The organism is Pseudomonas sp. SDO5215_S409, from assembly GCF_054071325.1.
Genome location: NZ_JBSVWN010000045.1, coordinates 42,378 through 54,026, shown reverse-complemented (window position 1 = coordinate 54,026; position 11,649 = coordinate 42,378). Strand labels below are relative to the sequence as shown.

The following is an 11,649-nucleotide window of genomic DNA, read 5'->3' as shown; positions in this document are numbered from 1 at the left end:
GCAACGGGATCGGCGTATTTCACCATATTTGGAAGTCTTCTTCAGGATTTCCCTAACTAAACCGAATTCAACGTGCGATGAGCAGCCCAATAGGTTGCTCAATCCACATAGCTAAACCACGAGCAATGTTTAATCGTTCGGGTTCCTGTTCAGCCCAACGCTCACTTTTTCATGGCACCACCTTGACATCGTGGACGCCAGCTCTGATTTGGGTTAGCCTCGGACTGAAATCATAGCTATTAGCCATCATGGTGGAGATTATGCCAAGGCAGGCAATTCAAGCGCATTCCAACGCTCGTGGTATCCCTTACCTCCTTCATTTCACGCGAGCATCGAACCTTCCTGCAATCCTTCAGCATGGGCTTTACCCAATAGGAAGGGCGCATGAGGTCGGCTTAGCTCCTCAGACCAACGATCAGTTGCGACTTGACGGCCACCGGGATAGTAATTCCGTCTCCATCGGTTTCCCCAATAGCCAGATGTTGTACAAGTACAGGATGGCCGAACCCCTCATTGATTGGGTAATCCTGGTTCTTCACCCCAGTATTTTGTGGACCAAAGATTGCGCATTCTGCAAGCATAATGCTGCTGATGGCCGGATTAGCTGCCGTCCCCTACAGGAGCTAATGACGCCAGAATCTCTACTCGGTATGTTTGATGAAATCGAGGGGGGCTTAGGGCGGACGGAGCAGCGATTAAAAATATCGGACCCCACCGACGTGCAAGCTGAGGTTTTGGTGTTCGATGTGATCGAGCCACAGTACATTGTCGGGGTAATCTATGAAAAGGCCCCTGTCCGTGATGCTCACGCCTATTTGCTAGGTGAACGAAAGGCCTACGTGCATGCAAACAACAAAGGGATGTTTGCAAGCCGAAAATATGATCGGACATGGGGTTGAGGAAAATATAGGATTTTTATGGCTTCTAGACCCGTTTTCATCCCTACCTGCACGGGACCTACGCTAGTAGAAACTAGACACGTGGAGTTCAAATGGTTTCCTGGGTTATCAGCATCTCAGAAGCAGAAATCTGTTGAATCTCTACATCAGGCCGCCGAGGATCAATTCCCCACTCTAATCGACGTATTAGAGGTTTCTAGCAAATCGAAACTTGATCTCGGTATCGCTCTCAGTGCTTTTAATCTCACCATTACCACTCTCAAAAATAACCTGACGTTCAGTGTCGAGTGCGCATTTCAGGGCAGCAAGGTTTTTGAGAGTGGTGGCCCTTTTCGCGATATTTTTTCCCTCACATCTCGTGAAGCCAAGAAAGATTTGCGGTTAAGATCGTCTGGGAGACTCACAGGTTTTCAGTTTTTTGGTACTGAATGGCCGCTTGAACCCACCACAGCATTCTACGATTGGCTCTATATCAACGCACTAAAAAAGCATCCAACAATCGCAAGTCAGTTAAAAAACTATTCAGCGTTTACAGATATTGAGTTCAATCCAGAGCGTTCGCTAAATTGCCAAGCGTACTCAGTAGCACTTTTCATTGCGCTTGAATACCGGGGCCTACTTGAGCAGGCAGCTAGTTCGAAAGAGACCTTTCTGAAGATATTGGAAAGCACAAAGATTAGTAATACGCATCGCGACGATAGCATTCAAGGAGACTTGTTGAACTAGACTGTACCACCCCTCAACATAGAGGATGGCACCAATGAAAGAACGATCACATGACGAGGCAATGGTCGAGCAGTTCCACGCTGATCCGAGCTATGCGGCCGAGCTGCTGACCGAAGTGCGCCGTAACGGCGACTCGGCCGAGCTGGCCATAATACTGCGACAGATGGCCAAGGCGTTCGGGGGAAATGAGGGGTGGAGTCTTGCCAATGCAGCAAGCTATCGATTGCATAGCTGAGCATGGCATATTTCATGGTCTTGAGAGTGTGTCTGTTTGTAAGCTACTGATATTGCTTGGATTTATTGCGTTGTTAACAATAGAGTGGGAGTTATCCTAGCTTAGCCTCCTATGAGGCGGGAGAGCTGTGTATCTGACAGCCAGCATCAAAAGCGTTGGACAACACCCTAAGCTTGCCCATACTCGGATCTCAGAAAAAACACTCAACGACTTTCTGCCTCCCTAGACCCTCCAGAGATCGGTACATGAAACTGGAAGACCGCCTTCAACAAGCCATCAATTGCACGCCGGGTAATGTGATCCTGCGCGCGGATGTTGCGCCTCTTGGCAGTCACTCACAGGTTTCGGTCGCGCTGGATGAGCTGCTCAACAAAGGTGTGATCGTGCGCATGGGGGTGGGCGTATACGCAAAAGCTGCCCGCGATTCCGGCACAGGGGCTGTCACTCCTGCTGCCGGTCTTGAAGCGCTCGCCGTTGAGCTCTTTCAGCGCCTGGGTGTGAGTGCCTGCGTTGCCATGGCTGAAGATGGTGTGGTCCCGCAGGAGGCGACAGTCTGTGTAAAAGGCAATCGTCGTATCCGTCGCAAGTTGTCGCTGGGGGGGCGCTCGGTGGTTTACGTCAACGAGTTGGGGCTTTCCCGTAAAGTGAAAAGCTCCGTAAGGCGTCACCCCAAAACCGGTGCCTTGATCATTCCCACGTCTGGCCTGCGTCGCTATGTGTTGGATCTGGCTGAGTCATATCAGGTTGCCTATGTCAGGACGTACGCAGACGAGTGGGCGCAGAATGTCTCGCGTCTGGCCGGGGATGATGTGCACACCGATGCGATTGAAAACCTGGTGATTGCGTTGAAAAAAGAAAAGAAAGTCACGGGGCTCGAAGCGGTTCATTTATTGACCAATTACTTGCGGGAAAAACAACGTGTTTGACCCGTTCAAAGACTTCGAGTCGAAAGGCTACCTCAGAAATGTCGTGGGGGAAAAAGACCTCAACATCGTCAAACAGCTGGAACACGATCTGTTCACCGCCAATTTGCCAGATGCAATGGCTTATCTGGAAAAGCAGCGAAAGGTGACGTACGGCGACTTCCTGCACGTTCATAAGCTGCTCTTTGGCGACTTTTATCCTTGGGCGGGCACGGACAGGGAAAGCACTTCACCGGGCTTGGCCATTTCCAAAGGCGGCACTTGCTTTTGCCCGCCTTCGCACGCAAAAAGAGCGGTGGAGGAGGGCCTTCGTCTTGGGCACGACAAGGTGCTGCTCAGGCGCTCGCCTGGGGTTGTAATGGGGTTTTTCGCGTACGGTCACCCGTTTCTGGACGGGAATGGCCGCACGATGCTCGTGATTCATTCGGTGTTGTGCAGCCGAGCCGGCTTTTCCATCAACTGGAGCCGAACCGATAAGCCCGCTTATCTTTCAGCGCTGAGTGCCGAGATCGAAACACCCGATAAAGGGATTCTTGACGCGTATTTGAAGGGCTTCATCGAGCCGCCGCTGGCGCCGGGCGCGTGGGAGGTGGCGATCCACTCGGTCAAGGGGCTTAACGGGCTGGTGTCGACGGACACAGTCGAAGGCTCTTTTGATGACCCCGTTGTTTCCCGCAAGTATCAGGATTTTGATCAGCGCAGAGCCTACACGATCGACTGACCCACCCCCGGTGGGCACCTCACCGCCGCGCAATATCCGAAAAGTAAAACTTATCCAGTGTATGCCGCGACTCGGTGTACTCGAACTGTCGCCCGTCCTGAAAAAACGTCTGGTTACTCACCACAATCACGTGGCTTTGCCCTTCAAGGTCCAGGTGTATCTGATCGTCCTTGCTGCGGGGCAGGGCTTCGATGGTGCGCTGTGCGTAGCTGATCTGCAGTTCCAGGGTTTTTTCGATGAACGCGTAGATCGACTGCTGTGCAATCGTGCGGTCCAGGCCCGGGATCAGGTCGGCGACGAAGTGGTTGATGTCCAGGATCACGCGTTTGCCATCGATGCGGCGCACCCGTTTGATGCGTGTGATCAGGCTGCCGGGCTCGGCTTCGATGTGTTGCAGCAACGAGCCGGACAGCGGGAATTGGGTAAATTCCACGACTTCGGTGTGTACGTCGTCGCCCAGGTTGGCGTGGGTTTCGTGGAAACTGACGATCCCGCCCAATTGGAATTCAATAGGGTTGGGGGACAGCACGAAGGTGCCCTTGCCGTGGATTTTTTGCGCAAACCCGCGTTCCTGAAGCTGCTCGATCGCCCGGCGCACCGTACCGCGGCTGGCCTGGTAGGCGTCCATCAGTTCGGTTTCGGAGGGGAGTCGAGTACCGCGTTGCAGGCGTTCTGTGGTGATGCTGGCAAGCAGATCGGTGTAGATCTGGTTGTATTTACTCATGGGTGAGGGCTCTGTGCCACGTTGGCGGTCAAGGCTGGAACCATAGTGCCAGTGGTCAGGTTTGTCCATTCGACCTGTTTTTGGGCAGGGCGATGCCTGACTCGCGGGGCAGGAAAACAGACAATTAATAACTCGTACAGACGAGTTATTGCTTTAACTCGTACAGACGAGTACTTTTGGCTTCGGCGTGCTGCCAACGACTGCCCCCATAACAAAAAATCCAAGTGGAATATCAAGCATGAGCCACGACTATCAGAATATTGCCCGCGAGATTCTCAAGAACCTCGGAGGCAAGGAAAACCTCGAGCAAGCTGCCCACTGCGTTACCCGCCTGCGTCTGGCGCTCAAGGATCCGAGCCTGGCCAAGAGCCCCGAGTTGAACCAGATCGATCTGGTCAAGGGCTCGTTCTTCACCGGCGGCCTGTTCCAGATCGTCATCGGCCCGGGCGAAGTAGAGAAAGTCTACGCCGCCCTGCGCCAGGAAACCGGCCTGGCCGTGTCCACTATCGCTGACGTCAAGCAAAAAGGCGCGGACAAAACCAACGCCATGCAGCGTTTGGTGCGCGTGTTCTCCGACGTGTTCATGCCTATCCTCCCGGCGCTGGTGATCGCCGGTCTGCTCATGGGCGTCAACAACCTGATGGGTGCCAAGGGCATGTTCATCGAGGGCAAGACGCTGCTCGATGCCTACCCGAACCTGGATGGTTTGTGGAGCCTGATCAACCTCATGGCCAACACGTCCTTCGTCTTCCTGCCGGCATTGGTGGGGTGGTCGGCGGCCAAGCGGTTTGGCGGCAGTGAAATCCTCGGCATCGTGCTGGGCCTGATGCTGGTGCACCCCGACCTGCTCAACGCCTGGAACTACGGCAAGGCGGTCGCCGGTATCGACGGGGCAAGCCTGCCGTACTTCGATATTTTTGGCTGGTTCAAGATCGAAAAAGTCGGCTACCAGGGCCAGATCCTGCCGATCCTGATGGCTGCCTTCGTCATGAGCGTGATTGAAAAATGGCTGCGGGCCCGTGTGCCGAATGCCATCCAATTGCTGGTAGTGCCCATCACCACCATCGTGGTCACCGGCGTCTTGGCGCTGGCGGTCATCGGCCCGGTGACCCGTCACCTGGGCATCCTGATCACTCAAGGCGTGGTCACCCTGTTTGACCTGGCGCCGATGGTGGGCGGGGCGATTTTCGGCCTGCTGTATGCACCGCTGGTAATCACCGGCATGCACCACATGTTCCTCGCCGTCGACCTGCAACTGATCTCTTCCCAAGGCGGCACGTTCATCTGGCCGATGATCGTCATGTCCAACCTGGCCCAAGGCAGTGCGGCACTGGCGGTGTTCTACACCGCACGCAATGCGCGGGACAAAAGCATGGCCTCTACCTCGGCGATTTCCGCCTACTTCGGCATCACGGAACCTGCGATGTTCGGGGTCAACCTGCGCTACAAGTTTCCGTTCTATGCCGCTCTGCTGGGCTCGGCGCTGGGTAGCATCTTCCTGTCGCTGAACAAGGTCCAGGCCTCGGCCATCGGGGTGGGCGGTTTGCCCGGCTTTATCTCGATCATTCCGCAGTACATCCCAAGCTTTGTGATCGGGATGGTCATCGCGATTATCGTGCCGTTTGTCGTGACCTGTGCACTGAGCATGAAAATCGTTCGGCCGGGCTTCAAGGTCGCCTGATCCCTCGGCTCCACACGCCCGCTCCCACACCCAACGGTGGGAGCCGGCTTGCCCGCGCACAGCGTGCACACCATTCAACTGAAGGAACCCACCATGCAAGACTGGCAACACTCGGTGATCTACCAGATCTACCCGAAAAGCTTCCACAGCCATGCGGGTAATGCCACCGGTGACCTGCTGGGTATCGTGGACAAACTCGATTACCTCAAATGGCTGGGCGTTGACTGCTTGTGGATCACCCCGTTCCTGCGCTCGCCCCAGCGCGACAACGGTTACGACATCAGTGACTACTACGCCATCGACCCCAGCTACGGCACCATGGCCGACTGCGACCTGCTGATTCAGGAAGCGGGCAAGCGCGGCATCAAGCTGATGCTCGACATCGTGGTCAACCACACGTCCATCGAACACGAGTGGTTCCAGCAGGCGCGCAGCAGCCTCGACAACCCTTACCGCGACTTCTATATCTGGCGCGACCAGCCGAACAATTGGGAATCCAAGTTCGGCGGCTCGGCCTGGGAATACGAGGCACAAACCGGCCAGTATTTCCTGCACCTGTTCGACCACACCCAGGCCGACCTCAACTGGGACAACCCCCAGGTCCGCGCTGAAGTGTTCAAGCTGATGCGCTTCTGGCGTGACAAGGGCGTGGGCGGTTTCCGCCTGGACGTGATCAACCTCATCTCCAAGCCCGCCGACTTCCCGGAAGACCACACCGACGGCCGCCGTTTCTACACCGACGGCCCGAATGTGCACCAATACCTGCAGGAAATGCACCGCGAAGTCTTCGAGGGCCATGAGCTGATCAACGTGGGCGAGATGTCCTCCACCAGCCTTGAGCACTGCATTCGTTACTCGCGTCCCGAGTCCAAAGAACTGTCCATGACCTTCAACTTTCATCACCTGAAAGTGGACTACCCGAACCTGCAAAAGTGGGTGAAGGCCGACTTCGATTTCCTGCAACTCAAAAAGATCTTTTCTGACTGGCAACTGGGCATGCAGGCCGGCGGCGGTTGGAACGCGCTGTTCTGGTGTAACCACGACCAGCCACGGGTGGTGTCGCGTTTTGGTGACGACGGCGAACACCGCGTGGTGTCGGCCAAGATGCTCGCCACCGCGCTGCACTTTTTGCAGGGCACGCCCTATGTGTACCAGGGCGAAGAGTTGGGCATGACCAACCCGGGGTTTGACGACATCGAGCAGTACCGCGATGTGGAGACGCTCAACATCTTCCGTCTCAAGTGCGAAGCCGGAGAGTCCGAGGCCCAGAGCATGGCGGCGATCATGCAGAAGTCTCGCGACAACGGCCGCACGCCGATGCAGTGGACCGCAGGCGCCAATGCCGGTTTCAGCAGCGGCGAGCCGTGGATCGGCATTCCGGCCAACGCCGCGCAGATCAACGTCGAAAGCCAGCTGGACGACCCGGACTCGGTGCTGCACCACTACCGCGCGCTGATCGCGCTGCGCCGTCACGAACCGCTGATCCAGCAAGGTGTGTACCGCGAGCTGCTGCCCGAGCATCCGCAGGTCTGGGCCTACCTGCGTGAAGGTCACGGCGAGCGCCTGCTGGTGTTGAACAACTTCTATGCCGCGCCGTGTGAAATCCAGCTACCCGAAGGCTTGCTGACAGCCAAGAGCGAACAACGCCTGCTGATCAGCAACTACCCCGACTGCCCGGTGCGTACGGGCACGGTCGCCTTGCGGCCTTACGAATCCATTGTGTTGCACCTCAAGGACTGAGACCTGGCTGTACCCCCCTGTGTGGGAGCGCAGGGGATGCTTCAAAAAAACATAATAAAAATATCGGAGTGCTTCATGAAAACAACAATAAAGCTGGGACTCATTGCATCGTGCCTGACCCTGCCCATGGCAGCTCAAGCACTGGAATTCGCCGGTTACCTGCGCAGCGGCGCGGGCACCTCGACCGGTAGCGGCAAGCAACAGTGTTTCCAGCTGCCCGGCGCACAAGCCAAATACCGGCTGGGTAACGAATGTGAACAGTATGCGGAGCTTGAGTTGCGCCAGGACCTGCTGACCCTCGACGACGGTTCGGTCCTGAGCGTGGATGCGATGGCGTCGCTGTACAACCAGTACGACCGCGCCTTGAAGTTCCAGGGCGAAAACAACGGCTCGGCCCGCATGCCGCAAATGTATGCACAGTGGTCGAACCTGCCGAGTCTCAACGGGGGTTCGCTGTGGGCCGGGCGTCGTTACTACAAGCGAAATGACATCCACATCTCCGACTTCTACTACTGGAACCAGAGCGCCACCGGCGGTGGTATCGAGGACGTGAAGATCGGCGACTTGAAATACAGCTACGCGATTTCCCGCAAGGACAACCTGTTCCAGAAGGAATACGCCACCCGTCACGACTTCAACGTCGCGGGCTTTAAGACCAACACCGACGGTGAGTTGGAATTTGGCCTGAGCTACATTGAAAAAGCCGGTGGCCGTGAAGCCAACAGCGGCTGGGCGATTACCGCGCAGCACGTGCAGAAACCGTTCCTGGGCGGGCGCAACAAGTTTGCCTTGCAGTACGGTGAGGGGCCGGGCACGGGCCTGGGTTATACCGGCGATACCTCGCTGGACAACACCAGCAAAAGCTACCGCGCCGTGGAGTTTTTTGACTGGCAAGTGACGCCGCGTTTTGGCGGCCAGTTCGAGGCCGTGTACCAGAAGGATATTCGCCCGGGCAGCCAGGACCAGACGTGGATGTCGATCGGCGTGCGTCCGGCCTACGCGATCAGCGAGCAGTTCAAGCTGGTCACCGAGTTGGGCCACGATCAAGTCGAGGCCACCGGCGGTACACGCAAGCTGAGCAAATTTACCTTCGCCCCGACCTGGTCGCCCAAAGGCCCCGAGTTCTGGGCGCGGCCTGAGATCCGTTTGTATTACACCTACGCGGCCTGGAACGAAGCGGCCAAGCGCGCAGCCAATGAACTGGCGGCAGGGTCGGCGTTGTCCGATACCGGCAGTTATGGCTCGGCGCTGCACGGCTCCAACTTTGGTGTGCAAGTCGAGTACTGGTGGAAGTAACCGCTTTTCTGTAGGGGCCGGGCTTGCCTGCGGTGCGGGCGGCTCGGTGTAGCCGTGGAACCGAGGCCGTGCCGTTGCAGGCAAGCCAGCGCCCACCGTTTGATTTTTGTGAGTGGGCCATTGCGTGCGCTCAACGATTTTTCAAGAACAAAACAGCAGGTGAAGTCATGACCACAACCCAACCCCTGGAACTGCTGGCGCCGTTGGCCGGGGTGCTTTTGCCCCTGGACCAGGTGCCCGATCCGGTGTTCGCAAGTCGCATGATTGGCGACGGCGTGTGCATCGATCCGACCTCGCAGGCCCTCTGCGCACCCATGGACGGGGTGATCAGCAACATTCAGGACAGTGGTCATGCGGTGAGTGTCACCAACGATCAAGGCGTTCAGGTGCTGATGCACATTGGCCTGGACACCGTCAACCTGGCGGGCAAGGGCTTCACCCGACGGGTCGAAGAAGGCCAGCGCGTCACGGCCGGGCAAACGTTGATTGAGTTCGATGCCGACTACGTGGCGCTCAATGCCCGCAGCCTGCTGACCCTGGTGCTGGTCACCAGCGGCGAGCCGTTCACCGTGCTCACACCGGGCGTTGCGGTGGTGGAAGTCGGTCAGCCGTTGCTGCAACTGACCCCGGCGGGCGTTGCCCAGCAAGCCGAAGAGGAAGAAGAGGGCGATGCCCTGTTCTCCAAACCATTGACGCTGCCCAACGCCAACGGCCTGCACGCCCGCCCGGCGGCGGTATTGGCGCAGGCGGCCAAAGGGTTCAAGGCCAGCATTTACCTGCACAAGCAAACCCAGAGCGCCAACGCCAAGTCGCTGGTGGCGATCATGGCGTTGCAGACCGTCAAGGGCGACACCTTGCAGGTGAGCGCGGCGGGCGAAGACGCCGAAGCGGCGATCAAGGCGTTGGTCACGCTGCTGGCCGAAGGCTGCGGCGAAACCGTCGCGGCACCCGAGGAGAAAGTCGAAGCGCCGGCCCCCGTGTCATCGGCAACCCTGTTGCGTGGCGTGTGCGCCTCGCCGGGTTCGGCCTTTGGCCAAGTGGTGCAGGTGACCGAGCCCGAGTTGGTCGTCACCGAAGCGGGCGTCGGCGAAGCGGTGGAGCGCGCCACCTTGGCGCGTGCGCTGCAGCAAGCGAACGAAGCGCTGCTGGCCTTGCAGGCCAAGGCGGCGGGCGGCGCGCAGGCGGAAATCTTCCGGGCTCATCAAGAGCTGCTGGAAGACCCGACCCTGCTGGAGCAGGCCCACGAGTTACTGGCCCAGGGCCGCAGCGCCGCTTTTGCCTGGAACAGCGCCACGGTGGCCACCGCCACCCTGTTCAAGGGCCTGGGTAATACGCTGCTCGCCGAGCGCGCCGCCGACCTTGCCGACGTGGGCCAGCGCGTGCTCAAGCTGATCCTTGGCGTCAAAGACAGCGCATGGGACTTGCCCGAGCAGTCGATCCTGATTGCCGAGCAACTGACCCCTTCGCAAACCGCTGGCCTGGACACCCGCAAAGTGCTGGGGTTTGTCACCGTAGGCGGCGGCGCCACCAGCCACGTTGCGATCCTCGCCCGTGCCCTGGGCCTGCCCGCCATCTGTGGTGTGCCGGCGCAAGTGCTCGGGCTGGCCGATGGCAAGCAAGTGCTGCTCGACGCCGACAAGGGCGAGTTGCACCTGGACCCGAACCTGGCCGAGATCGAACAACTGCAAGCCACGCGCCAGCAACAAGTGCTGCGCCGCCAGCGCGAAGTGGAGCAGGCTGCACTGGCCGCCGTCACGCGCGACGGCCATCACGTTGAGGTGACGGCCAACGTCGCCTCGCTGCAAGAAGTCGAGCAGTCGCTGACCTTGGGCGGCGAAGGTGTCGGCCTGCTGCGTTCAGAGTTCCTTTACCTGGACCGCAACCGCGCGCCAAGCCCGGACGAACAGGCGGCGACCTATACGTCCATCGCCCGCGCCCTGGGCGCTGATCGCAACCTGGTGGTGCGCACCCTGGACGTCGGCGGCGACAAACCGCTGGCCTATGTGCCGATGGACGCCGAAACCAACCCCTTCCTCGGCCTGCGCGGCATCCGCCTGTGCCTGGAACGCCCGGAGCTGTTGCGCGAGCAATTTCGCGCGATTCTCGCCAGTGCCGGCTTCGCCCGCCTGCACATCATGTTGCCGATGGTCAGCCTGCTCTCCGAGCTGCACCTGGCGCGCAAGATCCTGGAAGAGGAGGCGCAGGTGCTGGGCCTCAAGGAACTGCCCAAGCTGGGCATCATGATCGAGGTGCCGTCTGCGGCCCTGATGGCGGATGTGTTCGCGCCGCACGTGGACTTTTTCTCCATTGGCACCAACGACCTGACCCAATACACCCTGGCAATGGACCGCGACCACCCGCGCCTGGCCAGCCAGGCCGACAGCTTCCACCCGTCGGTACTGCGCTTGATCGCCACCACCGTCAAGGCGGCTCACGCCCATGGCAAGTGGGTGGGCGTGTGTGGCGCGCTGGCATCCGAAGCGCTGGCGGTGCCGGTGTTGATCGGGCTGGGCGTGGATGAGCTGTCGGTGAGCGTACCGCTGATCCCGACCATCAAGGCCACCGTGCGCGAGCTGGACCTGGCGGACTGCCAATCCATCGCCCGCCAGATCCTGGGCCTGGAAGAAGCCGCGCAAGTGCGCGAGGCGCTGAGCCAGTATCACGCGGCGATCGCCGACACCTCTTTGGTTGTGGAGAACTGAGC

At 58.6% G+C, this 11,649-nt stretch carries 10 protein-coding genes; 9 read left to right on the top strand and 1 reads right to left on the bottom strand.

What is annotated here, in order from left to right:
- The first annotated feature begins 248 nt into the window (after positions 1-248).
- The 5 genes from ACW9H9_RS21040 (at position 249) to ACW9H9_RS21020 (ending at position 3,504) form a co-directional block, all read left to right on the top strand.
- Positions 249-899 (top strand): DarT ssDNA thymidine ADP-ribosyltransferase family protein, encoded by a 651-nt coding sequence (locus ACW9H9_RS21040; RefSeq protein ID WP_457345068.1) that lies wholly within the window; start codon positions 249-251, stop codon positions 897-899.
- Positions 900-917: 18 nt separating this feature from the next.
- On the top strand, positions 918-1,625 hold the full coding sequence (locus ACW9H9_RS21035) for a DarT1-associated NADAR antitoxin family protein (RefSeq protein WP_457345067.1): 708 nt from the start codon (positions 918-920) through the stop codon (positions 1,623-1,625).
- Between the two features lie 34 nt (positions 1,626-1,659).
- Positions 1,660-1,860 (top strand): transcriptional regulator, encoded by a 201-nt coding sequence (locus ACW9H9_RS21030; protein ID WP_457345066.1) that lies wholly within the window; start codon positions 1,660-1,662, stop codon positions 1,858-1,860.
- A 245-nt stretch (positions 1,861-2,105) separates the two neighbouring features.
- Positions 2,106-2,786, top strand: coding sequence for a hypothetical protein (locus ACW9H9_RS21025; protein WP_457345065.1), 681 nt, complete (start codon positions 2,106-2,108; stop codon positions 2,784-2,786).
- Complete coding sequence (locus tag ACW9H9_RS21020) at positions 2,779-3,504, top strand: Fic/DOC family protein (RefSeq protein WP_457345064.1); 726 nt, start codon at positions 2,779-2,781, stop codon at positions 3,502-3,504. Before ACW9H9_RS21025 ends, ACW9H9_RS21020 begins: the two co-directional genes overlap by 8 nt.
- 19 nt (positions 3,505-3,523) lie before the next feature.
- Here the strand turns inward: ACW9H9_RS21020 and treR are convergent, their stop codons facing one another.
- Positions 3,524-4,228 (bottom strand): trehalose operon repressor, encoded by a 705-nt coding sequence (gene treR, locus ACW9H9_RS21015; RefSeq protein WP_457345063.1) that lies wholly within the window; start codon positions 4,226-4,228, stop codon positions 3,524-3,526.
- A 238-nt stretch (positions 4,229-4,466) separates the two neighbouring features.
- On the opposite strand from treR, the gene treP reads away from it, so the two are divergent.
- From treP to ptsP, 4 genes are all read left to right on the top strand, one after another.
- Positions 4,467-5,909, top strand: a complete 1,443-nt coding sequence (treP, locus tag ACW9H9_RS21010; RefSeq protein WP_457345062.1) for a PTS system trehalose-specific EIIBC component — start codon at positions 4,467-4,469, stop codon at positions 5,907-5,909.
- A gap of 93 nt (positions 5,910-6,002) precedes the next feature.
- Positions 6,003-7,649, top strand: a complete 1,647-nt coding sequence (gene treC / locus ACW9H9_RS21005) for an alpha,alpha-phosphotrehalase (protein ID WP_457345061.1) — start codon at positions 6,003-6,005, stop codon at positions 7,647-7,649.
- Between the two features lie 75 nt (positions 7,650-7,724).
- Positions 7,725-8,945: a carbohydrate porin gene (locus tag ACW9H9_RS21000; protein WP_457345060.1), complete on the top strand. Its 1,221-nt coding sequence runs from the start codon at positions 7,725-7,727 to the stop codon at positions 8,943-8,945.
- Between the two features lie 167 nt (positions 8,946-9,112).
- The gene (gene ptsP / locus ACW9H9_RS20995) at positions 9,113-11,647 is read left to right on the top strand and encodes a phosphoenolpyruvate--protein phosphotransferase (protein ID WP_457345059.1); all 2,535 of its coding nucleotides are present in this window, start codon (positions 9,113-9,115) and stop codon (positions 11,645-11,647) included.
- Positions 11,648-11,649: the final 2 nt, after the last annotated feature.